This is a genomic window from Pseudomonas sp. KH_027 (assembly GCF_057838565.1).
Genome location: NZ_CM174470.1, coordinates 1,044,546 through 1,071,305, shown reverse-complemented (window position 1 = coordinate 1,071,305; position 26,760 = coordinate 1,044,546). Strand labels below are relative to the sequence as shown.

At 62.4% G+C, this 26,760-nt stretch carries 28 protein-coding genes and 2 tRNA genes; 12 read left to right on the top strand and 18 right to left on the bottom strand.

Going from position 1 to position 26,760, the window contains the following annotated elements:
* The first annotated feature begins 25 nt into the window (after nt 1-25).
* The gene (locus tag AC3IYG_RS04940; RefSeq protein WP_489312633.1) at nt 26-346 is read left to right on the top strand and encodes a YkgJ family cysteine cluster protein; all 321 of its coding nucleotides are present in this window, start codon (nt 26-28) and stop codon (nt 344-346) included.
* A gap of 67 nt (nt 347-413) precedes the next feature.
* Here AC3IYG_RS04940 and AC3IYG_RS04935 read toward each other — a convergent pair whose 3' ends face one another.
* The 6 genes from AC3IYG_RS04935 to hemA form a co-directional block, all read right to left on the bottom strand.
* Nucleotides 414-926: an acyloxyacyl hydrolase gene (locus AC3IYG_RS04935; protein WP_489312632.1), complete on the bottom strand. Its 513-nt coding sequence runs from the start codon at nt 924-926 to the stop codon at nt 414-416.
* A gap of 114 nt (nt 927-1,040) precedes the next feature.
* On the bottom strand, nt 1,041-1,835 hold the full coding sequence (murI, locus tag AC3IYG_RS04930) for a glutamate racemase (RefSeq protein WP_489312631.1): 795 nt from the start codon (nt 1,833-1,835) through the stop codon (nt 1,041-1,043).
* Complete coding sequence (locus AC3IYG_RS04925; RefSeq protein ID WP_489312630.1) at nt 1,828-2,598, bottom strand: molybdopterin-synthase adenylyltransferase MoeB; 771 nt, start codon at nt 2,596-2,598, stop codon at nt 1,828-1,830. Before AC3IYG_RS04925 ends, murI begins: the two co-directional genes overlap by 8 nt.
* A complete protein-coding gene (gene prmC, locus AC3IYG_RS04920) occupies nt 2,591-3,424 on the bottom strand; it encodes a peptide chain release factor N(5)-glutamine methyltransferase (protein WP_489312629.1) in 834 nt (277 codons plus the stop codon). The genes AC3IYG_RS04925 and prmC overlap by 8 nt, the downstream gene beginning before the upstream one ends.
* Nucleotides 3,425-3,451: 27 nt before the next feature.
* On the bottom strand, nt 3,452-4,534 hold the full coding sequence (prfA, locus tag AC3IYG_RS04915; protein WP_489312628.1) for a peptide chain release factor 1: 1,083 nt from the start codon (nt 4,532-4,534) through the stop codon (nt 3,452-3,454).
* A complete protein-coding gene (gene hemA / locus AC3IYG_RS04910) occupies nt 4,531-5,808 on the bottom strand; it encodes a glutamyl-tRNA reductase (RefSeq protein WP_489312627.1) in 1,278 nt (425 codons plus the stop codon). Before hemA ends, prfA begins: the two co-directional genes overlap by 4 nt.
* A 331-nt stretch (nt 5,809-6,139) precedes the next feature.
* Here hemA and AC3IYG_RS04905 point away from each other — a divergent pair, with 331 nt between their 5' ends.
* The 9 genes from AC3IYG_RS04905 to AC3IYG_RS04865 all read left to right on the top strand — a co-directional run bounded on the left by AC3IYG_RS04905 (nt 6,140) and on the right by AC3IYG_RS04865 (nt 13,093).
* Complete coding sequence (locus AC3IYG_RS04905) at nt 6,140-7,870, top strand: tetratricopeptide repeat protein (RefSeq protein WP_489312626.1); 1,731 nt, start codon at nt 6,140-6,142, stop codon at nt 7,868-7,870.
* A 3-nt stretch (nt 7,871-7,873) separates the two neighbouring features.
* Entirely contained in the window at nt 7,874-8,506 is a 633-nt protein-coding gene (gene lolB / locus AC3IYG_RS04900) for a lipoprotein insertase outer membrane protein LolB (protein WP_489312625.1), read from the top strand.
* A 1-nt stretch (nt 8,507) separates the two neighbouring features.
* Nucleotides 8,508-9,359 carry a 4-(cytidine 5'-diphospho)-2-C-methyl-D-erythritol kinase gene (gene ispE, locus AC3IYG_RS04895; protein ID WP_489312624.1) on the top strand — a complete coding sequence of 284 codons (852 nt, stop codon included), beginning with the start codon at nt 8,508-8,510 and terminating at the stop codon, nt 9,357-9,359.
* Between the two features lie 34 nt (nt 9,360-9,393).
* Nucleotides 9,394-9,468: transfer RNA gene (locus tag AC3IYG_RS04890), tRNA-Gln, on the top strand.
* A 46-nt stretch (nt 9,469-9,514) separates the two neighbouring features.
* The gene (locus tag AC3IYG_RS04885; protein WP_489312623.1) at nt 9,515-10,456 is read left to right on the top strand and encodes a ribose-phosphate pyrophosphokinase; all 942 of its coding nucleotides are present in this window, start codon (nt 9,515-9,517) and stop codon (nt 10,454-10,456) included.
* Nucleotides 10,457-10,583: 127 nt separating this feature from the next.
* Nucleotides 10,584-11,186: a 50S ribosomal protein L25/general stress protein Ctc gene (locus AC3IYG_RS04880; protein WP_489312621.1), complete on the top strand. Its 603-nt coding sequence runs from the start codon at nt 10,584-10,586 to the stop codon at nt 11,184-11,186.
* A gap of 31 nt (nt 11,187-11,217) precedes the next feature.
* A complete protein-coding gene (gene pth, locus AC3IYG_RS04875; RefSeq protein ID WP_489312620.1) occupies nt 11,218-11,802 on the top strand; it encodes an aminoacyl-tRNA hydrolase in 585 nt (194 codons plus the stop codon).
* Nucleotides 11,803-11,841: 39 nt separating this feature from the next.
* Nucleotides 11,842-12,939, top strand: a complete 1,098-nt coding sequence (ychF, locus tag AC3IYG_RS04870) for a redox-regulated ATPase YchF (protein WP_489312619.1) — start codon at nt 11,842-11,844, stop codon at nt 12,937-12,939.
* Nucleotides 12,940-13,016: 77 nt separating this feature from the next.
* Nucleotides 13,017-13,093: transfer RNA gene (locus AC3IYG_RS04865), tRNA-Met, on the top strand.
* Between the two features lie 75 nt (nt 13,094-13,168).
* On the opposite strand, the gene AC3IYG_RS04860 is transcribed toward AC3IYG_RS04865, so the two are convergent.
* From AC3IYG_RS04860 to AC3IYG_RS04850, 3 genes are all read right to left on the bottom strand, one after another.
* On the bottom strand, nt 13,169-13,474 hold the full coding sequence (locus tag AC3IYG_RS04860) for a HigA family addiction module antitoxin (protein WP_489312617.1): 306 nt from the start codon (nt 13,472-13,474) through the stop codon (nt 13,169-13,171).
* A gap of 31 nt (nt 13,475-13,505) precedes the next feature.
* Entirely contained in the window at nt 13,506-13,733 is a 228-nt protein-coding gene (locus AC3IYG_RS04855; protein ID WP_489312616.1) for a type II toxin-antitoxin system RelE/ParE family toxin, read from the bottom strand.
* A 64-nt stretch (nt 13,734-13,797) separates the two neighbouring features.
* Nucleotides 13,798-14,079 carry a hypothetical protein gene (locus AC3IYG_RS04850; protein ID WP_489312615.1) on the bottom strand — a complete coding sequence of 94 codons (282 nt, stop codon included), beginning with the start codon at nt 14,077-14,079 and terminating at the stop codon, nt 13,798-13,800.
* Nucleotides 14,080-14,449: 370 nt separating this feature from the next.
* Between AC3IYG_RS04850 and AC3IYG_RS04845 the strand changes: the two genes are divergently transcribed.
* On the top strand, nt 14,450-14,710 hold the full coding sequence (locus AC3IYG_RS04845) for a hypothetical protein (RefSeq protein WP_489312614.1): 261 nt from the start codon (nt 14,450-14,452) through the stop codon (nt 14,708-14,710).
* A 29-nt stretch (nt 14,711-14,739) separates the two neighbouring features.
* Nucleotides 14,740-15,087 (top strand): hypothetical protein, encoded by a 348-nt coding sequence (locus tag AC3IYG_RS04840; protein ID WP_489312613.1) that lies wholly within the window; start codon nt 14,740-14,742, stop codon nt 15,085-15,087.
* Nucleotides 15,088-15,255: 168 nt separating this feature from the next.
* Here AC3IYG_RS04840 and can read toward each other — a convergent pair whose 3' ends face one another.
* From can to AC3IYG_RS04795, 9 genes are all read right to left on the bottom strand, one after another.
* Complete coding sequence (gene can / locus AC3IYG_RS04835; protein WP_489312612.1) at nt 15,256-15,900, bottom strand: carbonate dehydratase; 645 nt, start codon at nt 15,898-15,900, stop codon at nt 15,256-15,258.
* A 265-nt stretch (nt 15,901-16,165) separates the two neighbouring features.
* On the bottom strand, nt 16,166-18,085 hold the full coding sequence (locus tag AC3IYG_RS04830; protein WP_489312611.1) for a bifunctional metallophosphatase/5'-nucleotidase: 1,920 nt from the start codon (nt 18,083-18,085) through the stop codon (nt 16,166-16,168).
* 122 nt (nt 18,086-18,207) lie between these two features.
* Nucleotides 18,208-19,551: a flavin monoamine oxidase family protein gene (locus AC3IYG_RS04825; RefSeq protein WP_489312610.1), complete on the bottom strand. Its 1,344-nt coding sequence runs from the start codon at nt 19,549-19,551 to the stop codon at nt 18,208-18,210.
* A 202-nt stretch (nt 19,552-19,753) separates the two neighbouring features.
* Nucleotides 19,754-20,206: a ribosomal protein S18-alanine N-acetyltransferase gene (gene rimI, locus AC3IYG_RS04820; protein ID WP_489312609.1), complete on the bottom strand. Its 453-nt coding sequence runs from the start codon at nt 20,204-20,206 to the stop codon at nt 19,754-19,756.
* Nucleotides 20,199-21,047, bottom strand: a complete 849-nt coding sequence (locus tag AC3IYG_RS04815; protein ID WP_489312608.1) for an energy transducer TonB — start codon at nt 21,045-21,047, stop codon at nt 20,199-20,201. The genes rimI and AC3IYG_RS04815 overlap by 8 nt, the downstream gene beginning before the upstream one ends.
* Entirely contained in the window at nt 21,044-22,594 is a 1,551-nt protein-coding gene (locus tag AC3IYG_RS04810) for a 2-isopropylmalate synthase (RefSeq protein WP_489312607.1), read from the bottom strand. The genes AC3IYG_RS04815 and AC3IYG_RS04810 overlap by 4 nt, the downstream gene beginning before the upstream one ends.
* Nucleotides 22,595-22,782: 188 nt before the next feature.
* Nucleotides 22,783-25,128, bottom strand: coding sequence for a DUF6160 family protein (locus AC3IYG_RS04805; RefSeq protein WP_489312606.1), 2,346 nt, complete (start codon nt 25,126-25,128; stop codon nt 22,783-22,785).
* A gap of 11 nt (nt 25,129-25,139) precedes the next feature.
* The gene (locus AC3IYG_RS04800; RefSeq protein WP_489312605.1) at nt 25,140-25,748 is read right to left on the bottom strand and encodes a DUF6160 family protein; all 609 of its coding nucleotides are present in this window, start codon (nt 25,746-25,748) and stop codon (nt 25,140-25,142) included.
* Nucleotides 25,738-26,757, bottom strand: coding sequence for a hypothetical protein (locus AC3IYG_RS04795; protein WP_489312604.1), 1,020 nt, complete (start codon nt 26,755-26,757; stop codon nt 25,738-25,740). The genes AC3IYG_RS04800 and AC3IYG_RS04795 overlap by 11 nt, the downstream gene beginning before the upstream one ends.
* Between the last annotated feature and the right edge of the window lie 3 nt (nt 26,758-26,760).

Genomic DNA, 26,760 nt, shown 5'->3' with positions numbered 1-26,760 from the left:
TGCTGCTGGCTTAAACTGCCGGCCTATGACGACCGACCCCAACCATATCCCGCTCACGCCCCTCGAGCCCGAGCCTGCCGTGACCTGCTCCACCTGCGCGGCCTGCTGCTGCCAGCTGGAAGTCATACTGCTGACCGACACCGGCGTGCCCGATCGTTATATCGACACCGACGAATGGGGCGGCGATGTCATGGCCCGGCTCGATGATGGCTGGTGCATCGCCCTCGACCGCGACACCATGCTCTGCACCATCTACGAGAATCGCCCCTGGGTCTGCCGCGAGTTCGAAATGGGCTCGCCCGAATGCCTGGAGGAGCGCAGCGGCATCTCGACGATTTATCGCTGAGCCGCGCCGTACTCAGGCATGAAAAAACCGGGCATGGCCCGGTTTTTTGTGTCCCTACACCTTAGCCCTAGAACGAAAGGCGGTAATGCAGGGTATAGGTCTCGACCCCGTCGTTCGGGCTCTGCAGGCCGGCGTTGGAATAGTGCATCGCCCGGACCCCCACTTCCTGGCCGGCAAAGCGCAGGCCGGCGCCGATCCGATCCTCGAACTGGAAGGCCGAGCCCAGCTTCTGCTCTTCCACCTCGGTATCGGCGAACAATGCCAAACCGATGCCGGCCTCGACATAGGGCTTCACGGTTTCGCCCGCGAACTCATAGACGAATACCGGAGCAAACGACAGGCTGTGGTTAGTCGAGCTCTCGTCGCCATCCCAATAGGTGTAGGCGGCATCCCAGTAACCGGTCAGGCGACCGACATCGCTCTGGAACCAACTGCTGGAAAAGTCGAACTGTGTACCCAGGCGATAGACCATGGTCGACTCGCCCGTCTGACCGATAGCCACGGATACATCAGCAGCCTGTACCGAGATAACGCCCCCGAAGATAAAAGCTGCACCCGCAACCAAAGAGCTCAACTTCATAGCAACTTCCTTTTTCTTAGTTGGCAAAGCTGAAGAATCTGCGTTCTTGACTTGAGTATAGAAATATTAGCTCTAAACAGAAGCAGGCCAGGGCATAAATGCTACAAGCCCTGCTCAGCGCGCTAACGCCTCGACTCCTGCCGACTCGCCCCACAACACCGGCAATACCCGCGCCAGCCGCGCCGGCTCACCGCTCGACCAGAAGCGCGCGAGCCGCGCCGGGCCCAGCGCCAACAGTTCGCGCTCAGCGAGCAGGCGCTGCAACTGCCGCGCCACCGCCGCGCCGGTGTCGATCAGGCTGACCGACTCCGGCACCAGTTGCCGCAACAACGGCTTGATAAAAGGGTAATGGGTGCAGCCGAGGATCAGCGTGTCGCAGCCCTCGGCCAACAGAGGGTCGACGTAACTGCGCAGCAATTCGCGGATAGCCGGGCCATCCAGCTCGCCGGCTTCGATGCATTCGACCAGGCCGGGACAGGGTTGGGTGATGACCCGCACGTCACTGGCGAAACGATCGAGCAACGCGGCGAACTTGGCGCTCTGCAAGGTGCCGGTGGTCGCCAGTACACCGACCACGCCGCTCTGGGTCGCTGCGGCAGCCGGCTTGACCGCCGGCTCCATGCCGATGATCGGCAATTGCGGGTAACGCCCACGCAACTCGGCGATACCCGCCGCAGTCGCGGTATTGCAGGCCAGGACCAGCGCCTTGGCGCCCTGCTGCAGAAGAAATTCGGCGATGACGCCACTGCGCTCGCGAATGAACGCCGGGCTCTTTTCGCCGTAGGGCACATGACCGCTGTCGGCGACATACAGCAAGGACTCGGCCGGCAGCAGCGCGCGAAGCTCGCGCAGCACGGACAGGCCACCGACCCCGGAGTCGAAGACGCCAATCGGCGCGGACTCAAGCATGCCCGGTGCCACACACCGCGCAAGCCGGGTCGCGCTTGACCCGCAACTCACGAAAACGCGTGCCCACGGCGTCGATCAGCAACAGGCGACCGATCAGCGGCTCACCAAAACCGGCGAGCAGTTTCAACGCCTCCAGCGCCTGCAACGAACCGACCAGACCGACCAGGGGCCCGACGACACCGGCCTCGCTGCAGGTCAATTCGGCTTCGCTGCCGTGGCCGTACAGGCAGTGGTAACAGGGGCTGTCGGCGCGGCGCGGATCGAACACCGAAAGCTGGCCTTCCAGGCGAATCGCCGCGCCGCTGACCAATGGCTTTTGCGCCGCGACGCAGTGGGCATTGACCGCCTCACGGGTGCCGAAGTTGTCCGAGCAATCCAGCACCAGATCCACCGCAGCCACGGCCGCGGCCAGCGAATCCTGGTCCAGCGCAACGCGATGGGCACGCAACTGGACGTCCGGGTTGAGCGCCGCCAGCCGGTTCATCATCGAGTCGACCTTGCTCAGGCCGATGCTCGCGCTGTCATGGGCGATTTGCCGCTGCAGGTTGCTCAGTTCGACCGTATCGAAATCCGCCAGGTGCAGCTCACCGACCCCAGCGGCAGCCAGGTAAAGAGCGACGGGCGAACCCAGGCCACCCAGGCCGACGATCAGCACACGGCTCTGTTTCAGCCGCAGTTGGCCGGCGATATCGATCTGCGCCAAGAGGATCTGCCGGCTGTAGCGCAGCAGTTCCTGGTCACTGAGGAAGCTTGCATCATTCATGGTCATAACGCCCCAGGCTGATCCGTTCATGGCCGCCGAGATCGCGGCGACTCTCCACTGCGCTGAACCCCTGCGCCGTCAATAGCGCACGAACCGCGCCGGCCTGATCGAAGCCATGCTCCAGCAACAACCAGCCGCCGGCCTCGAGATGCTCGGGCGCCTGCTGGATGATCTGGCGGATATCGTCCAAGCCATCGGCCCCGGCCACCAAGGCGCTGGCAGGCTCGAAACGCACATCGCCCTCGGCCAGATGCCGGTCGTTCTCGGCAATATACGGCGGGTTGCTGACAATCAATCGATAACGTTGTTCGGCCACGGCGCCGAACCAGTGGCTGGCGCAGAATTGCGCATTGCGCAACTGCAAGCGGGCGCGATTGCGCTCGGCGAGACTGACCGCTTCGGCCACTCGATCGACCCCGGTGACGCGCCAGCCCGGTCGCTCGTATGCCAACGCCAGTGCGATAGCCCCCGTGCCAGTGCCCAGGTCCAAGACACTCAGCGGCGTTTGCGGCAGCAGCGCCAAGGCGGTTTCCACCAGCAACTCGGTGTCCGGACGCGGGATCAGCGTGTGTGCGGCGACTTCCAGGTCCAGGCTCCAGAAACCCTGCAGGCCGAGGATATAGGCCACCGGCTCGCCCGTACGACGGCGTTGCAAGTCGGCTTGGAAGCGCACGACCAGTTCATCCGGCACTTCGCGCTCCGGCCAGGTGCGCAGGTAGCTGCGCGACTTGCCCAGTATCGCGGCGAGCAGCAGCTCAGCGTCCAGGCGCGGGGATGGCGAGTCCGGAAGTTCGGCGTGGTTCAGCAGGTTGTCGATGGTTACCATCGGTACGACTCCAGACGGTGCGCACACTCAATCGCCCAACGCGGCCAACTGATCGGCCTGGTATTCGCTGAGCAGTGGCTCGATCACCGCGTCGACGCCGCCGGCCAGCACATCGTCCAGGCAATAGAGGGTCAGGTTGATGCGGTGGTCGGTGACCCGCCCCTGCGGGAAGTTGTAGGTGCGGATGCGCTCGGAGCGATCGCCGGAGCCGACCAGCAGCCGCCGCGTATCGGAAATCTCCTTGTGCGCCGCCGCCTCCTGCTGGTCGTTCAGCTTGGCCGACAGCCAGGACATGGCCTTGGCGCGGTTCTTGTGCTGCGAGCGCTCTTCCTGGCATTCGACGACGATGCCGGACGGCAGGTGGGTGATACGGATCGCCGAGTCGGTCTTGTTCACGTGCTGACCACCGGCCCCGGAGGAACGGTAGGTGTCCACGCGCAGGTCGGCGGGGTTGATCTCGATCGCCTGCTGCTCATCCGGCTCGGGCAACACCGCCACGGTGCAGGCCGAGGTGTGGATGCGACCCTGGGACTCGGTTTCCGGCACACGCTGCACACGGTGGGCGCCGGACTCGAATTTCAATTTGGCATAGACGTTGTCGCCTTCGACCCGGGCGATGACTTCTTTATAGCCGCCGTGCTCGCCAAGGTTCTCGGACAGGATTTCGACCCGCCAGCCACGCCGCTCGGCATAACGCGAATACATGCGAAACAGATCGCCAGAGAAAATCGCCGCCTCGTCGCCACCGGTGCCAGCGCGAACTTCGAGGAAAACGTTGCGGCCGTCATTCGGATCCTTGGGCAGCAGCATGCGTTGCAGGCGAGTTTCCAGTTCGAGCAGTTGCACCTTGCTCTCGGCCACTTCCTGCTCGGCCATTTCGCGCAGGTCAGGGTCGCTGTCCTTGAGCAGCGCCTGGGCGCCCTCCATGTCCGACTGCACCTTGCGAAACTCCTGGAAGGTCCGCACCACCGGCTCGACTTCGGCATATTCCTTGGAATAGCCACGAAATTTGTTCTGGTCGCTGATCACCTCAGCATCCCCGAGCAACGCGGTAAGCTCCTCGAAACGGTCGTGGAGAATGTCCAACTTGTTCAGCAGTGACGCTTTCATTGCGGGGGTTTATCCGTCGTACCCTCGTCGAGGGCAAAGAGTTCCTGGGCCACGGCGAGCGCATCGATGCGGCCGTCAGCGGAAAGTTTTTTCAGTTGCACGCTCGGTGCATGCAGCAGCTTGTTGGTCAGGCCACGGGCCAGCTGGGCCATGACCTCTTCCGCCGAACTGCCGTTGGCCAACAAACGCTGCGCCTTGGCCAGCTCCTCGTCGCGCAGACGCTCAGCCTGCTGGCGGTAAGCCTTGAGCACATCCACCGCCGCCAGTTCGCGCAGGCGCGACATGAACTCTTCAGTGCCCGCCGCAACCAACTCTTCGGCAGCTTGCGCGGCGCCCTGGCGACTCTTGAGGTTTTCCGCGATGACATCGTGCAGGTCATCGACGCTGTACAGATAGACGTCATCCAGCTCGCCAACCTCCGGCTCGATGTCGCGCGGCACGGCGATATCGACCATGAAGATCGGTTTGTGCTTGCGCAGCTTCAGCGCGCTCTCGACCGCGCCCTTGCCGAGAATCGGCAGTTGGCTGGCGGTGGAGCTGATGACGATATCGCTGTTGACCAGCTCGTGGGGGATTTCCGAGAGCAGCACCGCATGGGCGCCGAACTGTTCCGCCAACTGACTGGCGCGCTCCAGGGTACGGTTGGCCACCACGATGCGCTTCACACCCTGCTCGTGCAGGTGCCGCGCGACTAGGGTAATGGTCTCGCCGGCACCAATCAGCAGCGCCTGGCTACGATGCAAGTCACTGAAAATCTGTTTCGCCAGGCTGACGGCGGCGAACGCCACCGACACCGGGTTTTCGCCGATCGCGGTGTCGGTACGCACCTGTTTGGCGGTACTGAAAGTTGCCTGGAACAGCCGCCCGAGCAAGGGGCCGACGGTGCCGGCCTCGCGGGCCACCGCGTAGGCCGACTTCATCTGCCCAAGGATCTGCGGCTCGCCGAGCACCATGGAATCGAGGCCAGAAGCCACGCGCATCATGTGCCGTACCGCCAGATCGTCCTGATGCACATAGGCGCAGGCCCGCAGCTCGTCGAGGCTGAGCTGGTGGTAATCGGCCAGCCAGGCCAGCACCGCATCGGCGGTCAGGCTGTCCTGTTCGATATACAGCTCGCTGCGGTTGCAGGTCGAGAGGATCGCCGCCTCACGACTGTGGGTATGCAGGCACAGCTGCTGCAGGGCGTCGACCAACTGCTCGGGAGTGAACGCCACGCGTTCGCGGACATCCACCGAGGCGGTTTTATGGTTGATACCGAGGGCAAGAAAGGCCATGCAGGGTCGCTGACGGGAACGGGAAGCCGGCAATTGTCCTACTTCACTAGATTGAGAACAACCACCGCAGACCATTGTCCGAGCTTCTGTATAACAAAGTTGTCGAGCGCAGATCAGGCAAGGCGGAAACAAACGAAGAGGCAGCGTTTACGCTGTGCAAGCGAGCATTCCGAGCCTGTTTTTAACCCGGCGGCATCGATGCGCAGACACTTTAGCTGCAGAACTTGATAGCGGGTCCTCGCTTCCCACCCTAGATAGGCCCTTGCCCCATGGGTTTGCCCAACGGCTTGTGTCATGATGATCCGACCGCAGGTAAGTCGCCCTTTCCGCTATGAATAGATCGTTGCCGTTACTCGCCGCCCTACTGTTGCTCGGCGGTTGCCAGACATTGAGCCCTTCCGCACCGGATGGCACGCCGCCGGTGGAGGATGTCACGCAAGCGCCTGCCGCCGCCAAGCCGCAAACCTATGGCTCGTTCAGCCAGGAAACGCTCTACCAACTGCTCGCCGCCGAGCTGGCCGGGCAGCGCAACCGCTTCGACATCGCCCTCGACAATTATGTGCAGCAGGCCAACGCGACCCAGGATGCCGGCGTCGCCGAGCGCGGCTTTCGCATCGCCGAATACCTGGGCGCCGACCAGCCGGCATTGGATACCGCGCTGATCTGGGCGAAAAACGCCCCCGACAACCTCGAGGCACAACGCGCTGCGGCAATACAGCTGGCCCGCGCGGGGCGCTACGACGAATCCATGACCTACATGGAGACGGTCCTGCAAGGGCAAGGCGATACCCATTTCGACTTCCTCGCCCTCTCCGCCGCCGAGACCGATCCCGATACCCGTGCCGGCCTGCTGCAAAGCTTCGACCGCCTGCTGGTGAAATACCCCGACAACGGCCAGCTGCTGTTTGGCAAAGCCCTGCTGCTGCAACAGGACGGTCACCCGGACACGGCCCTAAAACTGCTGGAAGATCAACCCGCCGGCAGCCATGACGTGGCCCCGCTGCTGCTGCGCGCACGCCTGCTGGTAGGTCTGAAACGCGGCGATGAAGCCCTGCCACTGCTGGAAAAGGGCATCAAACAGCACCCGGACGACAAACGCCTGCGCCTGGCCTACGCCCGCCTGCTGGTCGAACAAGACCGCCTGGAGGACGCCAAGGGCGAGTTCGCGACCCTGGTGCAGCAGTTCCCGGATGACGACGACCTGCGCTTCTCCTTGGCCTTGGTCTGCCTGGAGGCTCAGGCCTGGCAGGAGGCCATCGTCTACCTGGAAGAACTGGTTACTCGCAACAGCCATGTCGACGCGGCACACTTCAACCTCGGCCGCGCCTACGAAGAACTGGACGACAAAGACAGTGCCCTGGCTGAATACGGCCTGGTCGGTCCCGGCAACGACTACCTGCCAGCACAGCAGCGCCAGAGCGAGATTCTATTCGACGGCGGCCGCGGCACCGAAGCCTCCAAGCAGTTGGCCAAGGCCCGCGACAGCCAGCCCGACTACGCCATTCAGCTGTACCTGATCGAAACCGAAGCACACTCCAATCGCGAGCAATACGATGCCGCCTGGCGGGTCATCCAGCAGGCGCTGGAACAATACCCGGACGACCTCAACCTGCTCTACACCCGCGCCATGCTGGCGGAAAAGCGCAACGATCTGAGCCAACTGGAGAAGGATCTGCGCTTTATCCTGGCGCGCGAGCCGGACAATGCCATGGCCCTCAACGCCCTCGGCTACACCCTGGCCGACCGCACCACGCGCTATGCCGAAGGCAAAGCCCTGATCGAACAAGCCCACAAACTGAGCCCCGAAGACCCGGCGATTCTCGACAGCCTCGGCTGGGCGAACTTCCGCATGGGCAATCTCGATGAGGCCGAGCGCTTGCTGCGCCAGGCCCTGCAACGCTATCCCGACGCCGAAGTCGCCGCCCATCTCGGCGAAGTGCTGTGGGCCAACGGCAAGCAGCCCGAGGCGCGGCAAGTCTGGGCCAGCGCCCTGAAAGACCAACCTGACAACAGCATCCTGCGTGGCACCCTGCTGCGCCTGACCGGTTCCGAGAAGCTTTAATCCATGCGTTTTCGCCACCTCATCGTCATTGGCCTGCTTGCCGTACTCAGCGGCTGCGCCGGCTTCACCTCCCGCGAATCATTGGAAGGCCAGGGTGACCCCGGCCAGTGGCAAGCCCACAAGCAACGGATCGGCACCCTGGATGGCTGGCAGATCAGCGGCAAAGTCGGCATCCGCGCCCTGCGGCCTGGCGGCAAGACCGAAAGCGGCAGCGCCACCCTGTTCTGGCTGCAACGCCAGGACTACTACGATATCCGCCTGGCCGGCCCCCTTGGGCGGGGCGCCGCGCGGCTGACCGGCCAGCCCGGCGAAGCCACCCTGGAAGTGGCCAGCCAAGGTCGCTATCAGGCCGACTCGCCCGAAGCGCTGCTGGACGAACAGCTGGGCTGGAAGCTACCGGTCTCCCATCTGGTATGGTGGGTCCGCGGCTTGCCGGCACCGGGCAGCAAGAGCAGCCTGACCCTGGACAGCGCCAGCCACCTCGCCCGCATGGAGCAGGACGGCTGGCAGGTCGAATACCTCAGCTACACCGAACAGAACGGCTACTGGCTGCCGGAGCGTCTCAAGCTGCATGGTCGCGACCTCGACGTCACCCTGGTGGTGAAGGACTGGCAGCCGCGCCAGCTCGGTCAGTGACATGCCCGCGACACGCCTGACCCTGCCGGCACCGGCCAAGCTCAACCTGATGCTGCACATCCTCGGCCGCCGCGCCGATGGCTATCACCAGTTGCAGACGCTGTTCCAGTTCCTCGACCACGGCGACGAGCTCGGCTTTGCCCCGCGCACCGACGGCGAGATCCGCCTGCACAGCGAAATCGTCGGCGTCCCTCACGACAGCAACCTGATCGTACGGGCCGCTCGGCAACTGCAAGCGCAAAGCGCCTGCAGCCTCGGCGCCGATATCTGGCTGAACAAACGCCTGCCCATGGGCGGTGGCATCGGCGGCGGCAGTTCGGATGCAGCCACCACCCTGCTCGGCCTCAATCACCTCTGGCAACTGGGCTGGGATGAAAATCGTCTGGCCACGCTGGGCCTTGCCCTGGGTGCCGACGTGCCGGTATTCGTCCGCGGCCATGCGGCGTTCGCCGAAGGCATCGGCGAACGCCTGACCCCGGTTGAGCTGGCGGAACCCTGGTTTCTCGTGGCTGTACCGCAAGTATCTGTCAACACAGCAGAAATTTTCTCCGACCCGGAGTTGACACGCGATACTCCGGCGATTACATTGGCCGCCGTTCTCGAGCAGGGCGGTCGTAATGACTGTCAGTCGGTTGTCGAGAAGCGTTACCCAGAAGTTCGTAACGCTTTGATCTTGCTAAACAATTTTTGTTCTGTTAGATTAACCGGCACTGGATGTTGTGTTTATGGGAGCTTCCCTAACAAAGCCGAAGCTGATAAAGTCGCGGCCCAACTTCCAGTCTCCCTGCCAGGATTTGTAGCAAAAGGTAGTAACGTTTCGATGTTACACCGCGCGCTTCAAAGCCTGTCCTGAGAAACGGATGCTCGGCATCCAGTTGCACTATTACAGGGGCGTCGCCAAGCGGTAAGGCAGCAGGTTTTGATCCTGCCATGCGTTGGTTCGAATCCAGCCGCCCCTGCCATTTTCTATACTCATCCAGGTATACCCTCAGCCGGCAGGTACTGCGCGTGTCCAAGATGATGGTCTTTACGGGGAATGCTAACCCCGATCTGGCGCGACGTATCGTACGTCAGCTGCATATCCCCCTCGGCGATGCCTCTGTTGGAAAGTTTTCCGACGGCGAAATCAGCACCGAGATCAACGAAAACGTCCGCGGTAAAGACGTCTTCCTGATCCAGCCGACATGCGCGCCAACCAACGATAACCTGATGGAACTGGTGGTAATGGCTGATGCCTTCCGCCGCTCTTCAGCTTCTCGAATCACAGCGGTAATCCCCTACTTCGGTTATGCACGCCAGGATCGCCGTCCGCGCTCCGCCCGTGTAGCCATCAGCGCCAAAGTGGTGGCTGATATGCTGACCGTAGTTGGCATTGACCGGGTTCTGACTGTCGATTTGCACGCCGATCAGATTCAGGGCTTCTTCGATATTCCCGTGGATAACATCTACGGCTCCCCCGTTTTGGTGGATGACATCGAAGATCAGCGCTTTGAAAACCTCATGATCGTCTCCCCGGATATTGGCGGCGTGGTGCGTGCGCGTGCCGTGGCAAAATCCCTGGGTGTCGATCTGGCGATCATCGACAAGCGTCGTGAGAAAGCCAACCAATCGGAAGTGATGCACATCATCGGCGATGTCGAAGGCCGTACCTGCATCCTGGTCGATGACATGGTCGACACCGCCGGCACACTCTGCCACGCGGCCAAAGCCTTGAAAGAACGCGGCGCAGCCAAGGTCTTTGCCTACTGCACCCACCCTGTTCTCTCGGGTCGCGCCATCGAAAACATTGAAAGCTCCATGCTCGACGAGCTGGTGGTGACCAACACCATCCCGCTGTCTGCAGCTGCACAAGCCTGTAAGCGTATCCGTCAACTGGATATCGCACCGGTAGTCGCCGAAGCGGTTCGCCGCATCAGCAATGAAGAATCGATCAGCGCGATGTTCCGCTAAGGGCTAAGCCCCTGGCCAGGATTGCGTAGAACGAAAAGCGCCCCGCCTCGTGCGGGGCTTTTTGCCGAATCGCCCGAGCGCCGGTCGCAAGCGCTACGGGCGTTGTTGTTTATATTGGAGATACACCATGAACGAATTTACTCTGAATGCTGAAGCGCGTTCCGACCTGGGGAAAGGTGCGAGCCGCCGCCTGCGTCGTCTCGCCAGCCAAGTTCCTGCCGTAATTTACGGTGGCGAAACAGCTCCGCAATCCATCAGCCTGCTGGCCAAAGAAGTTGCCAAGCTGCTGGAAAACGAAGCGGCCTTCAGCCACGTGATCAGCCTGACCGTTGACGGCAAAGCCGAAAACGTTCTGATCAAAGCCCTGCAACGTCACCCGGCCAAAGGCCACGTGCTGCACGCTGACTTCATGCGCGTAATCGCCGGCCAGAAACTGGTCGCTCACGTACCGCTGCACTTCATCAACCAGGAAACCAGCACTGCCGTTAAGCAACAAGGCGCTGAAGTTTCCCACACCATGATCGAAGTTGAAGTTTCCTGCCTGCCGAAAGACCTGCCGGAATTTATCGAAGTCGACATGGCTAAAGTCGAAATCGGTCAAATCGTCCACCTGTCCGACCTCACCGCTCCTAAAGGCGTTGAGTTCGTTGCACTGGCGCACGGTAACGACCTGGCTGTTGCCAACGTCCACGCTTCGCGCGTAGTTAAAGAAGAAGGCGCAGCCGAGTAATACTCGCTTAGTCTGAGGAAGGGCTCCTGTCGTGACTGCCGTGCAACTGATCGTCGGCCTGGGTAATCCAGGCGCTGAATACGAACAGACCCGGCATAACGCAGGGGCCTTTTTTGTTGAGCGCCTGGCAGCGGCGCAACGGGTCAATCTCGTTGCAGAGCGCAAGTTTTTCGGCCTGACGGCGCGCTTCAGCCATCAAGGCCACGACATTCGTCTGCTGATACCGACTACCTTCATGAATCGCAGCGGCCAAGCCGTAGCGGCGCTGGCGAGCTTTTACCGGATACCGGTAGACGCCATTCTGGTCGCGCACGACGAGCTGGACCTCCCCCCCGGCATCGCCAAGTTCAAACAAGGTGGTGGCCACGGTGGGCACAACGGGTTGCGCGACATCATCGCCCAGCTCGGCAATCAGAATACCTTTCACCGCCTGCGGCTTGGCATCGGCCACCCGGGCGACAGCAACAAGGTAACTGGCTTTGTCCTCGGCCGCGCACCACGCGCCGAACAGGAAAAGCTGGATGCCAGCATCGACTTCGCCCTCGGCGTGATGCCAGAGGTTTACGCCGGGGAATGGAACCGCGCGATGAAACTCCTGCACAGCCAAAAGGCCTGAATACTCTTTTCAGCGATTCATCTCCGCGAGGGATACACCATGGGATTCAACTGCGGCATCGTCGGCCTGCCCAACGTCGGCAAGTCCACCCTGTTCAATGCCCTGACCAAGGCCGGCATCAGCGCGGAGAACTTCCCCTTCTGCACCATCGAGCCGAACAGCGGCATCGTGCCGATGCCTGACCTGCGTCTCGACGCCCTGGCAGCCATCGTCAAGCCCGAGCGCGTGCTACCGACGACCATGGAGTTCGTCGACATCGCAGGCCTGGTGGAAGGCGCCTCCAAGGGCGAGGGCCTGGGCAACAAGTTCCTGGCCAACATCCGCGAGACCGACGCCATCGCCCATGTGGTGCGTTGCTTCGAAGACGACAACGTGATCCATGTGTCGAACAGTGTCGACCCCAAGCGCGATATCGAAATCATCGACCTCGAGCTGATCTTCGCCGACCTCGACAGCGTCGAAAAGCAGATCCAGAAGGCCCAGCGCAATGCCAAAAGCGGCGACAAAGAAGCCGTGGCCCTGAAAGACCTGCTGGAAAAGCTGCAGAACCACTTCACCGACGGCAAGCCGGCCCGCACCCTGCTGAAAGACCTCAGCGACGACGAGAAGCTGCGCATCAAGTCGCTGCACCTGCTGACCGTCAAACCAGTGATGTACATCGCCAACGTCGCCGAGGACGGCTTCGAGAACAACCCGCTGCTCGACATCGTGCGTGAAATCGCCGCCGCCGAAGGCGCCATCGTGGTGCCGATCTGCAACAAGCTGGAAGCCGAAATCGGCGAACTGGAAGAGGAAGAGAAAGCCGAATTCCTCGCTGATCTAGGTATGGAAGAACCAGGCCTGAACCGCGTCATCCGCGCCGGTTACGAACTGCTCAACCTGCAGACCTATTTCACCGCAGGCGTGAAGGAAGTACGCGCCTGGACCGTCCGCGTCGGCGCCACCGCACCGCAGGCCGCCGCCGTCATCCACACCGACTTCGAGAAAGGTTTTATCCGCGCCGAAGTGATCACCTACGACGACTTCATCCAGTTCAAGGGCGAAGCCGGGGCGAAGGAAGCTGGCAAGTGGCGTTTGGAAGGCAAGGAATACATCGTCAAGGACGGCGACGTCATGCACTTCCGCTTTAACGTCTAAGCGCTTGATCGCGCGCATAAATTTTCTGAGGTTAAGCTTGACAGCCAAGCTCCAGACAAGAATAATGCGCGCCACTTGGCTACATAGCTCAGTTGGTTAGAGCATAGCATTCATAATGCTGGGGTCCGGGGTTCAAGTCCCTGTGTAGCCACCAAACAAAACAAGGGTTTAGCAAAAGCTAAGCCCTTTTTTGTTTTCCGGGCAGACTACATCCAAACTACCCGCCTCATCATCCGTGAGCACGTAGCGGCTCAATCTCATGCTCGATCTCTTCGCCATTTGCAGCAAAGGTTGTTGCTAGCGAGTAGTCGGTCTGCAGGTTCATCCAGAACTGTGCAGACGTATCGAAGTAACGCCCCAGGCGAATAGCCATATCTGCAGTAACACCCCGACGCTCACGAACGATTTCATTGACCGTTGGAGCAGATACATGCAGTGCACGCGCAAGCGCTGCCGGTGAAATGTCCAACGGTTCCAGAAATTCTTCCCGCTGTATTTCGCCCGGATGAATGGGGCGCATTCCGTTAATTGCCATGGCGCGACCTCCTCAGCGGTAATCGACGATTTCAACGGCAGATACGCCATTGATCGTTGCTGATGTTGTATTGCCTGGCCCTGTTGCCCTGCAATAGCTCCAGTCGGTTGCCGGGTGGAGACCGTAGGTCTCGTAGCTCAGCAGCAACATGGAGCATGAGCAGCTTTCGGGTGGCGACATTCGGGATGCTCTTCCCGCGCCGGGAGTATCCAGACTCGAACAGGGACTGGGTTTCGGCACATCGGAAACTCAGCATCACGCTTTAACCCTTAACGTTAAGCGTTACGCGTTAAATCCAGACTAGACACCCCATAACCAAGGGGTTAGCCCTCAGCCGGCGCCGGCGCCGGCGCGACCTCGAAACTCATTCGCCATCCTTCGTTATTGATCCCGAAGCGCCCGATAGAAACCGTTCTGTTGGGATATACCAGCTGCAACCGCTCACACAGCTGCTTCGCAACTGAGTGCTTTATTTCCTGAGTGCGGTCTTCTACCGCCACGTCGACATTAAGAAGCCGGATATGTGTGCTTAGGGTTGGTTCAGGATCTGGGAGGTTGTCCAACGGCATCAATTGATCCGCGTATTCCTGTGCTGTTTTGCTCATGTCGCTTCTCCTGTCTGAGGGCTCAATGATCGCCATCTGGAGACGGATGCACGACCTGTCGCTTGCGCCTGGATGGTGTTGCGTAACCGGCTTCTCAGAGGTGAGATGCCCCACTGTATACGAAGCCCTGCTCTTGGCAGTATCTATCAGCTCAAGGCGCTAAAGGGAATTACCGCTCCAGGCCGTATGCGCTCACCACTGAAAACCGTTATCGAGCAAGGCGGAGGGTTCGAGAGGCGGGCTGTGGCAAGCGCCTGGCGCCTGCTCATCGGAATTGTGGCGGGCGCAGCAGGCGTTGCTGGCTCGGGCTGTTCACTGGCGATATGGCGTAGCCGGCGTGTGCCGGCAACAGATAGCAGAAAGCCCGCACATGGCGGGCTTTCTGTTGATAGGGCTGATCCTTCAGCTGTTTGGAGTATTGCGCGACGTTTGTGAAAATTTCGTGATGGGCCTGAAAAAACTTCCCGTGCCGGGCCACCACCTGAGCCTCGCGGCGAGGAGCAGTTCGAGCCTCTGCGGCTATGGGCAACGCCCCTCAACGAACCTCGAACGCGCAGCCGCCTATTGCCTACAACGAACCAAAGCCCAAGTTGAGCAGTCAAAAACTGGCATCATGATCACCAACAAGTGACTGAGCGTGGCGATACAAAGGTGATGAAGATGGATAAACGAACGCGGCTTGAAAGCTTTAGTGCACGGGAAGATGACCTGCGGGAGTCGGATGAGCTGTATGGCATCACCCGGAACAACCGGCAGCAACCCCGCCAACGCAACCTCACGCTGCAGATCGCGCTGGGCATATGGCTTGGCGGCATGGCCTTGATGCTCACTTGGTTCCTCCTCAGCCTGCTGTTTGCCAACCTGGCGGGCAATGTACTGAACGGCAGCCTGCACCCGAAGCTCGGCAGCGCAAGCCCGGCAGGCGCCCAGCAGGAGCAGGTTGAGCGCCCGCAGTTGGCGCTGTTGATCGAAGCGAGCCCCACCCATGCGCCGCATATAAACGCCTGACGGCACTGAAACAGCTGGCGAAAGCTGAAAAGGGGGGTTGGCGCAGGCCACCCCCCTTTTTCTCTGCCCAACCGTTCTGTGCCGAAGCGCTATTACCGGCCGACTGCAACAAAGCCGACGCGCCCTTCCCCGCCTCGCCGGTAAGAGCCACTACGGCAACAGCACGCGTTAACTCTGCCCCAGCGGGCGCAGGCGATACTGCGGCGGCAGTTGTTCCATACCGCTGACGGTGACGTTGAGGTTCTTCCAGCGGCCATCCTTGATGCCGTAGATGCAGCCATGCACCGAGAGCGGCTGGCCACGGTGCCAGGCGTTCTGCACGATGGTGGTATGGCTGACGTTGGCGACCTGCTGGATCACGTTCAGCTCGCACAGGCGATCGACCTGTTCCTCTTCCGTGGGGAATTGCGCCAGGTGCTCGCGGTGCTCGTAGTAGAGGTCGCGAATGGTGCGGATCCAGCCATCGATCAAACCCAGCTGTGCGTCGCGCATCGAAGCCCGTACGCCACCGCAGCCGTAGTGGCCGGTGACCAGGATGTGTTTGACCTTGAGCACATCGACCGCGTACTGGATCACCGACATGCAGTTGAGGTCGGTGTGCAGCACCACGTTGGCGACATTACGGTGCACGAACAGATCGCCCGGCAACATACCGACGATCTCGTTAGCCGGTACGCGGGCATCCGAGCAGCCAATCCACAGGTATTCCGGGGTCTGCTGGCGTGCCAGTTTTTCGAAGAACTCCGGGTCTTCCTGCTTGATCGCCTCAGCCCAGCGCTCATTGTTGTCGAAGAGGTGCTGTAGATCACTCATGCCAGATGCTCCCAAAAAGCCGGATGCGCACCATACGGAGCGCGTGTGGGTTTTGACAAGCCGCGTATGCCCTGGGTCACAGCCTGATGGGCTCTGTCTTTGCAACAATGTGTGGCTGACTGGCGGCCAACGCAGCACAGAGCGGGGTCGCCGCCGCGAGCAGGCACCTGTAATGAGCGAGCCCCGGCAACAGGTGCAGGCGCGTCGGCCCGGCCAGCCTGGAAAGTAGATTATGCGCCACACTCCCCCTTCCCACACGTGACACTCAACGCCGCCGCAGTGCTCGGCTCAGTAGCCACAGGATCAGCAGCAGGCCCAGCAACAACACGACGCTGACGCCCCATTGCAGGATACCGGCGTTGCGATACAAATTGCTCGGCAGCAGGCTGGGCTCGCGCAGCATGCGCTGTTCGGCGGCGGCGCCGTTGGTCGGGACATCGGCCAGACCGTCGCCGTCCAGGTCTGGCAGGCTGCGGATGTGGTCGAGCAGGCCCTGCCACTCCTTGTACTCCTGCATGCCCGGCGCTTGCGGGTCGGCATCGATGACCGCGGCCTTGATCTCCGCCAAGGGCTGGCCTTGGGCGTCCTTGGGCACGACGTTTAGCAGGCCCTTGGTGATGTCGGCGATCAGCCAGGTGAAGCTGCCGACATAGCTGCTGGCGCCAATGCTGTAGAGGCGCGGGTCGTTCATATCCAGCTCGCGGTAGCCCTGCACGGCATCGCCCAGTTCGATCCGGCTGACCCGATCGAACGGCACGCGGTAGGGGTTGTAGCTGAACTTCAAGCCGGCAACCCGTGGGAAATAGCTGTCGCTGTCGCGCAACTGATAGGCCAGCAGCAACACTTCAAGGATGCTTTTCAGCTCTTTGGCGCTGACATAGACCTTGATCAACGGATAACCCGGGGCGTCATCGTACTGGCCGATGCCCAGCGGGGCGATGCGGAACAGGTCGGACACCGCCTGCACGCCGCTACGGCCTTTGATCATGTCATCGCGGAGGGTGCCATTACCGGTGAACGCCACATCGCTACCGGTGGCGTGGCGCAGCGAATCGGTAACCAGATTGGCGAGAATCGGGTCGTCGTGCTCACGACTCAGGGTTTTATCGACCTTGGCCAACGGCTGGTCGAAACGATAGCCCTTGGGCCCCAGCACCTGTTCGTCGACTAAGCGCTTGAAGCTCTCGACCTGGGTGGTGACCCGAGCATCGCCGAGGGTGCTGTCGTTGACCGGGTGCAGGCTGTAGTCGAGCACCTGGGTCTTGCCGCTGTCATCCAGGCGCATATGCAGCTCGCCGAGGTACTGGATCTCCGAGCCGGCCTGTAGCACCGGCGTACGCCCGTTGACCAGGACCGGCTGCGCCAACGCAGTATGCGAATGGCCGCCGACGACGATATCGATGCCCGGTACCTGTTCGACCAATTCGACTTCTTCGCCGCGCCAGCTGCCGTCGGCCTGCTGGCTGACACCCATGTGCGAGAGGAGGATCACCACATCGACCGACTGCTCCTCGCGGAGTATTTTCACCATCGCCTTGGCCGTTTCGATCGGGTCGGCAAAGCTCACCGGCTTCATCATCGGTGCCACGGTGATGGCGTTGTAACCGAGCAAACCGAACAAGCCGAAACGAATTCCGCCCTTCTCTATCACCTTGTACGGCAAGATACGTCCGGCGTCGGAATGGGCCTTGAGGCCGTCGTCTTCCGGGCGCGCGGGGTCGAACCGGATGTTGCTGGAGAGCAACGGCACCAGCACCAGGCCCTCGACCTGCTGCACGGCGCTGAGCATGGCGGCGAGGCCGGCCGGGCGGAAGTCGAACTCGTGGTTGCCGAGGGTGGCCGCGTCGTAGCCCAGCTCACTCATCAGACGCAACTCACCGCCAACCTCGCGGCTCACGGTATGGAACAGCGTGCCCATGCTGAAGTCGCCGGCATCGAGCAACAGCAGCGGTTGCTCGCCGGCCGCCGCACGCCGCTCCTTGACCAGGGTCGACAAGCGCGCGATGCCACCCACGGTACCGTCGTCATTGGCGGTCGCCGGGGTGTATTCATTGTTGGGGCCGAACCCGAGCAGCCGCGATTGCCAGTCGTTGGTGTGCAGCAGGGTGAAGCTGCGTTCGGCCGCCGGGGCCTGGGTTGCCGCCAGCAAGCAAGTGGCCGCTAACAAGGGGCGAAGCAGTCGCATCAGAACATCCTTGATCAATCAGGTGGAGAGCTGCCGGTTCTAGAGCGGCGAGCCGACGCAGTATGGGCGAGGCCCGTGCAGCGAACAGCGACCGATGGCGTCGCCCGCTGTAGCCAATCGGGTCAGCTGTGCAGCACCTCCGTCACCGCCCGTTCGGCCGCCTGTACCGCGCCATCGAAATAGCCCATCCAGCGGGTCGCCATCTCGGTGCCGGCAAAGTGCAAGCGCCCGAGCGGCTGACGCAGGCGCGCCGCACCATTGCTCCACACACCTGGCGGGAACAGTGCAGCGTAGCAACCGCGAGCGAAAGCTTCGTCGGCCCAACACTTATCGACGTACTCGAGGGGCTGCCGCGCCTGTGGGCCAAAGTAGCGGGCGAAGCATTCCAGCACCACCGCCCGGCGCTCAGCCTCATCACGGCCGCTCCAGTGACGGGCCTCATCGCCTTCGATAAAGCCCATCAGCACACCCTTGTTCGAACCCGGCACGCTGTTGTCGAAGGTCAAGCGCAGCGGGCCGAGCTCGCTGGTAGCCTGACCGGACAACCCGCGCGCGCGCCAGAACGGCGTGTCATACAGGGCCATGCACTTGATCACCGCGCCCTGCGGCAAACGCTGCAGCAACTGGTCACGCCAACCCGGCAGCAGCGGCTGCTGAGTGATGCGCAACAGCAAGGTGGGCGGCAGCGCGAAGATCACCCGCCCGGCCCGGTGACTGCCGACATCGGTGATCAGCTCGACGCCGGAATCGTTCTGGCGCACGGCCCGCACCGGCTGCTGCAGGTGCACGGCGTCACCGAGCTTTTCCGCCAGTACGCTGCAGATCTGCTGCGAACCACCGAGGATGCGGTCCTGTTGGACACCCTGGTCGACGCCGAGCAGGGTGTCGAGGTCGGTGCCACTCTTGATATAGAACAGCACATGCAGGAACGACAGGTCATGGGCGCTGGCGGCGAATACCGCGCCGCTGAGCAGCTCGAACACCTTGCGCCCGTGGGCAGTTTGCAGGCTGCGGCGGATCCACTCGGCGAAGGTCATGCGATCCCAGACCGAGGCCTTGGGATGCAGGCCGGGGTCGTCGAGGGGAATCTGCCTGGCCAGCCGATCCAGCCGCACTTGCGCCTGTAGCACATCGAGCAGCACATGCGGGGCGAAGCGCGGAATGGTGCCGCGATAGGGTTTGAGCTTGCCGCCGAACAGGGTCAGGTTGTTGCCCTGATTCCAAAGCGGGAAGGTCGACAAGTCCAGTTCCTTGAGCAGATCGAGAATCCGCTCCTGGGTCGGGCCGACCCACTGCCCACCGACCTCCACCACTTCGCCGCTGCTGAAGCTGTGGTTGAGGGTGCGTCCGCCAACGCGGCCGTTGGCCTCGAGCACCCGCACGCGTTTACCCGCCTGCGCCAGCCGCCAGGCAGCGGTCAGCCCGGAAATCCCGGCACCCACGACTATGACATCGGTACGACTCATCCCTCACCACCGAACTGGTCCTCACGGGGCAATAGAGTACGTCAGTACCAAGACAATACCAAAGCGCGCGCACCCACCGCCGCAGGTTGGCACTGAGCCGGTGAAGCCCAACAGCGGGTCGCGACAGGTTGTTGGGCCCGACGGAGCAGTGGGCTTCGCGGTGCGAAGCCCACTTACGGTCTCATTACGGAGACCGAGCCCTTCAATCGAACAGGGTGCAGGCCATCACCAGCGCATCCTCGCGCCCACCCACCGCGGGGTAGTAGTCGCGGCGCCGGCCGATTTCGTTGAAGCCGTAGCGTTCATACAGGCGATAGGCGGACAGGTTGCTGGCGCGCACCTCGAGGAAGCACTCCCCCGCTTTCAGCTCGCAGGCACGCCGCATCAAGTGCTCCAGCAGCAGCAGGCCGAGGCCATGCCCCTGATTTTGCGGTGCGACCGTGATGTTCAGCAGGTGCGCCTCGTCGATGATCACATTGATCACGCCATGGCCGACCTGCCGCTCGCCTTCGAACATCAGCCAGCAATCGTAGGATTTCAGGCCATCGAGGAAGATGCCACGAGTCCAGGGGTGGCTGAAGGCGGCGTGTTCGATCTTCAGTACAGCGTCCACATCCGCCTCGGTCATCGGGCGGAACGTTACGGCATCACTCATGCGTAGACTCTACTTCCAGCTGTTGCCAACGCCGCATCACGCGGCGCATGGCCTGCCATAGCTCGGCCTTGCGGGCCGGCTCATCCATTAACAGCTCAAGACCAGGCAGGGCCCAGGCGCTGCCGAGTCCTTCGATCTGCAGTTCGCGGTTATAGGCCTCGGCCCCCGCTTCGCCGGCAAAGCGCACCGCCGGCAGGCCGATCAGCCAGAGGCAGGCGCAAGCGCTTTGCTCTTCCAGACGCGCCGAGATAAAGCCCTGCACATATTCCGTGGCGGCTTGCGGGCCCTGGTCCATGGTGCCGCGCACCAGCAGTGGCCAGCGCACCGGCTCGCCGATCAGCTGCGGGCTGTCCGGCAACTGCGCAGCGCGCAGCAGGTCCTTGAGCAACAGGTAGGCCGGATCACGGGCGGTAAACGGCTCGCCGGTGGGCAATTCGACCAGCAGCACGCACTGCCCGGCACGCAACAGCTGCAGGGCAAAGCGCGGGGGCGGCTGCGGCACGGGTTTGCTCGGCGTTGGCTCAGCCTCAGTCTCGGCCGGCATTTCCGGCTTGGCCGTCAGCCGAGATACCACGCTGGGGCGCGGCACTTCGATCTTCGGGCGTTCCGGGGCGCGCTCGGCCGGGCGCTCGTGCGCCGGCGCAGCGCTGGCTACGGTGGCATCTGGCGCAGCCAGCGCTACGGGCGCCTCGCTCTGCGGCACAGTTGGCGCAGGCTCGGGTTCAAGCGGCGCCAGCAGTTGCGGGCGGGACGCGGCAGCAAAGGGCAAGGCCGTGCGCGGTAGCCAGTTGGCGACCTGCATGGCACTCAGGTAGGCACGACGACGCAGTTCCGAAATCAAACGCCGACCACCTGTGGATGCGCCTTCGAACCACTGACCTGCATCAGGTTCAGGGCATTGATATAAGCCTTGGCCGAGGCCACCAGGATGTCGGTGTCGGCACCGTTGCCGTTGACGATCCGTCCGCCCTTCTCCAGGCGTACGGTGACTTCGCCCTGGGAGTCGGTGCCCTGGGTGATGGCATTGACCGAATACAGCTGCAAATTGGCCTCGGAATTGGCGATCGATTCGATGGCCTTGAAGGTCGCATCGACCGGCCCTGAGCCTTCGGCACCAACGCTCCGCTCCTCGCCGGCGACGCTGATCACCAGCGTGGCGTGCGGCACTTCACCGGTTTTGCTCGCCACCTCCAGGTAGACCAGCTTGAAGTGTTCCGGCGCCTCAGCGGCCAGCGTGTCGGAAACCAGCGCCTGCAGGTCTTCGTCGAAGATCTCGTGCTTCTTGTCGGCCAGCGCCTTGAAACGCGCGAAGGCGGCATTCAGCTCGGCCTCGCCGGCCAACTGGATACCCAGTTCGTCGAGACGGGTGCGGAACGCGTTGCGCCCGGACAGCTTGCCCAGCACCATCTTGTTGGCGTGCCAGCCAACCGACTGGGCGGACATGATTTCGTAGGTTTCACGGTGCTTGAGCACGCCGTCCTGGTGGATGCCGGACTCGTGGGCGAAGGCGTTGGCGCCGACGATGGCCTTGTTCGGCTGCACCGGAAAACCGGTGATCCCGGACACCAGCCGCGAGGTGCTGAGAATGTGCGGCGTGTCGATATTGGTGTAGACGTTCAGCAGGTCGGCGCGGGTCTTGATCGCCATGACGATTTCTTCCAGCGCGGCGTTGCCCGCGCGCTCGCCGAGGCCGTTGATGGTGCATTCCACCTGGCGCGCACCGGCGACCACGGCAGCCAGCGAGTTGGCCACGGCCAGGCCGAGGTCGTTATGGCAATGCACCGAGAACACCGCCTTGTCGGCGTTGGGTACGCGTTCCAGCAGTTGCCGGATCATATCGGCGTATTGATGCGGAATGGCGTAGCCGACGGTGTCGGGAATGTTGATGGTGCGCGCGCCGGCGTCGATGGCGGCTTCGATGATACGGCAGAGGAAGTCGATCTCCGAACGACCGGCATCCTCGCAGGAGAACTCCACGTCGGCACAGAGGTTGCGCGCCCGCTTGACCGCCTTGACCGCCTGTTCGAGCACCTGCTCCGGCTGCATGCGCAGCTTGTACTGCATATGGATCGGGCTGGTGGCCAGGAAGGTGTGGATACGCCCGGAGTTGGCACCGGCCAGCGCTTCGGCGGCGCGGTCGATATCGCCGTCCACCGCGCGCGACAGGCTGCACACGGTGCTGTCCTTGATCGTGTCGGCAATCAGCTTGACCGCCTCGAAGTCGCCGGGGCTGGCAATCGCAAAACCCGCCTCGATCACATCGACACGCATGCGCTCCAGCGCCTTGGCGATCCGCAGCTTTTCTTCCTTGGTCATGGAAGCGCCTGGGCTCTGCTCGCCGTCGCGCAGGGTGGTGTCGAAAATGATGACGCGGTCGTTGCTGCTCATGTCGAACTCCTCTGGGCCCCACCGTGGATGCGGCCGAGGCACTGGCTATGGCGTCGTAACGCTTGTGACGGCGGCGCCGAATAGCGGAATTGTGGCTTGAAACGCAGCGGGCGGGAAGCGCGGCGACACCGAACGGTGCTTAACCTTGTATTGCCAGCGGCACCAGTGCCTCCGGCAGCGGTCTGGCTTCAGTTGATTGGCGTGGCGGTGAGGTTGGCGCGGATATCGGCGTTCTGCGCCTTGATGCCGTACATCGCGGTCACCGCCCCGCCGGTGGGATGGACATTCTGCAGGCGCTCGACGTTGATTTCCTTGAAGTGGATGCGGCCGTTCACGGCAAAGCCCAGCGGGTCCGGCCTGACGGTGCTGCCGGCATTGGCGCCGCTTTTGATCTTGACCTTGGTCGGCGCCACATCGAGGTTGATGTCGGCGTTGAAGCCGTAGGTATTGGCGTTGGGGTTGTTCGGGTTGCCGTCGGAGGTGGAAAAATTGTCGACCACCAACTGGCTGCCCGTGCCATTGCCGGCCGTACGGTTGGTTTCCCAGAGGATCTGGTTGCGCTTCTCGTCGGTGGCCACGCCATTGACCGAGCTTTCAACGCTGCCGTCACGGACGAAGACATTCTTCAGCTTGACCGAAACGCCCTCGTTGCCGCGGTCTTCCCAACGCCCGCCGCTGCTGGAGCAGGCGCCGGCATTGCTGCCGCTGCCACCGACACAGAGCGCCCCCGCGCCACCGGAACTGAGAGCCAGGGTCGAACCCTGCTCGTAGCGCTTGAGCATGATCCGCCCCAGGCTGGTGCCGAACACGCGGTCACCCCAGCGCACATCGCTGACTTCCAGCTTCGACCAGTAGGTGCCTTTGCGCAGTTCGACGCCGCCGTTGTCGCCATTGACGCCGGTGCCGCTGCTGATATCCAGCGAGCCATCGCGAAAGTGCATGTCGTAACTCGTGCCGGACAGCCACAGGCCTTTGCCGGCCTCGTCCACGGTGATCGCGGCGCGCGCTTCGGTCACATAGACGTCGGCGTTGTAGCGCAGGCCATCGCCCACCGAACCACCCGGCTGAATGGTCAGTTGGCCACTCAAGGTGAAATCGTAGGCCGGGAATATCTCCATCAGCACCAGCAGCTCGGTGCCGCCTTGCAGCGGCGCGTCGGCTGTTCCGACGCGCAAGCCATCGAAGCTGTAGCTGCCTTTGACGTTGTTCAAGCCCAGGCGCAGGCCGTCGAAATGGCCGTTGTAGTTGCCTTTGCCCATGTCGCTCTGGCTGCCGGCATAGCAGCTGGTGGTGACACCGGCGGCGCAGCTCTTGGTCAGGTCGAGGGTGAACTGTCCCGTGCCGCTGGTGCGCAGACCGCTGAACCACAGGCTGTTGCCGTTATCGGTGAGCGATACCGAGCTGTTGAGCAGGTTCCAACTGAGGTCGGCCGTCAGCCCCTTCAGCCCGGAGTTGGAATCACCACCGGGACGCAGCTTCAGCCAGTTCTGCTTGGCGCCCTCATCGAGGAAGTTGAGGTCGATGCCCAGGCTGCCGAGCTTCTGATTGCTCGGGTTGCCCATGATCAGGCCACCGAGGGTGGCATTCAGGCGCAGGTCCTGAAAAGCGACCTTGGCGTAACTGCCGCTACCGTCCGCCTGCAGATCGAGGGTCAGGCCGGCGTTGCTGCTGAGGATGCCGGCGAAGTTTTCTGCCCGCAGCACACCTTCGTCCTGATATTGGAACAGGCTGCTGTTGATGATCACGTTCGGCGTGATGCGCACGCCCTGGCCACTGGCGCCGCCGCTGGCAATGCTGATGCTGCCGCCCAAGTGCAGATCCATATCGAGTTTGCCGAAGCTGCGGCTGGCGCCGGGGTCGCGGGTATCGGGATTGCCGGGCGTCACCGGCACACCGGCAAGCGGGTCGCCATGGGCCAGATCCAGACCAAAACCGGCGATCGACGCGACGAACCGCGAGCTGCCCAGATCCAACTTGATCTCCTTGCCGCTGCCACCACTGACGATGTCCAGGTAGGCATTGTTCAGGTAGGTATCGAAGGACATGCCTTTGACGATCAGGTCGAAACCATTGTCGCGGTAATAGAAGGTCACATCGGTGAGCGACAGCCGGCTGTCGTCCAACGCAATACCACTGACGCCACTGGCACCGCCGCCCTTGATTTTGAGGCTGGCGCCAAGGGTGTAAAAAGCCCGAAAGCTGCCGAAGCTTTTACTGCTGCCGGCCATTTCGACATTGCCGACGCTGAGCACCTGCGGGCTGGCATGGTGCTCGACCTGCAGCTGGCTACCGACCACATCGAGGCGGGTGGTCGAGCTGGCCGTGCCGCTTTGCGGCTGGTTGCCGACGTCCTTGAGGTTGAGGGCCTGGCCGTCTTCGCTGTAGCTGAGGTTGGCGGCCGACCAGCCATTGCCGGTTACTTCCAGGCTGATGCCGGACTGCCCGGCAACACTGGACAAGCTGGCGTCATCCAGTGCCTGCATGGCTTGCGCGAACGGGCTGAGGAGCAAGGGCAAGAGCAGAAAGCGGCGCATTGGCATACTCCTCAATTCTTCGGAAAGACCAGCACGTTGCCCTGCATCCGAATGCCGCCCTCAATCTTCGCCGAGAAGATATTGGTCTGCTGATAGCTGGGATCGCCGCCATTGGCCTCGCTGCTGGCCTTGTTGCGCCAGCCGCCCTGGTTGGCCACGGCGAAGGTGAAACGGGTGTCCTTGAACTTGACCTCGTTGGGCAGGCCGAACTCCAGCACGTCCTGATTGAAGGCCGCACCGTCGCCATCGAAGCCGCCGTTGATCACCCGCGTGCGCAGGGTCAGGCCTTCGAAGCTGAACAGGCCTTTCATATTGTCCAGCACGTACCAGCCGCCCGCCGCCTCGGAGCGGATCGCCAGGCGCATGCCGCAGTTTTCCGCCGTGCTGGCGCCCTGGGTGGCGCAACTGCGCTCGCCGACGGCCCAGGTGCTCGGCGTGTTGCTCGCCGGCTTGCTCCAGAGCACGCCGCCCTCCTTGTTGATGCTGAAGTCCCCGGACAGGTACACCCCACCCTGGCCACTCAACTCGCTCAGTGCGGCATCCTCCAGCGCCTGGAGTTCGGCCTGCACCACGGCGGGGAGCATCAGCAGCAGGCTCAGAAGCCCGGCTTTACAGGTCATGGCTGGTCACCTTCAGGTAGTTGATGCTCAGTCCCTGCAGGGTGTTGTAACCGAAGTTGTAGCCACCCGAGGCGTAACTGCCGTTACCGACCTTGAGGTTGTCGATCACGATGGTGGTGCGCGGAGCGTTGGCATAGAAGTCGCTGGCCAAGGCATTGCGCTGGCTGGCCGTGGTGCCGCCCGATACCGGGTTGGGCAGCTCCAGCACGAACTGACCGTTGCTGTTGACATCGAACAGCAGCGGCTGGGTTTTGCCATAACCCAGGGCAATATTGGCGAAGGTGTTGCTCAGGGTGACGGTGCGCGCCTCCTGCTCGGCGGCAGTCGCGCAATTGCTCGCACCCGCCGCGCAGGACATGATCTGCAGGCTCTTGGCGTAGAGATTCAAGCGCATCTCGCCGACCAACTGGCTGCGGCCACTGTCGCCCCACAGCCGCAAGTAGGAGCCATCCATCGCCAACTCGCCGATGTCGATATTGAGAATGTCGGTGCGCCCCGCCGCCACCTGGAAGTCGAAGCGGATGCCGAGGTCGACCTTTTCGCTGGCGCGGCTGGAGCAGTTGCTGCCCGCCGCCGCATAACCGGCAATGCACGGTTGGCCAGCCGTGCCGGTCAACCGTTCGGGAAAGGTGAACTCCAGCACGCTGACGTTGCTCGGCGTGGTCTGCACCCACACGCCGTCGTCACGCAGGGTCCGCAAACTCTCGCCCATGGCCAGGTTCAGGGTGAACGGCGAACTCAACCGGCCGATGGTCACCGGGTTGAGGTTGGCGCCTTTATTGCTGCCCGCCGCGCCCAGATAGAACTCCTTCACCGCGATGGGTACGTTCTGCCCGCTGCTATTGGTGATGTCGTTGACGGTGATGGTGGCCTGGTTGGCATCCAGCAGGATGTTTTCCAGCACGAAACCGAAACCGGCACCCTGCACCCCGGACAGCTCTTGATCGTCCAGCGCTTTCAGTTCGGCCAGCGTCGGGCCGGCCAGCAACGCCAGGGTCATGACAGCCATGCG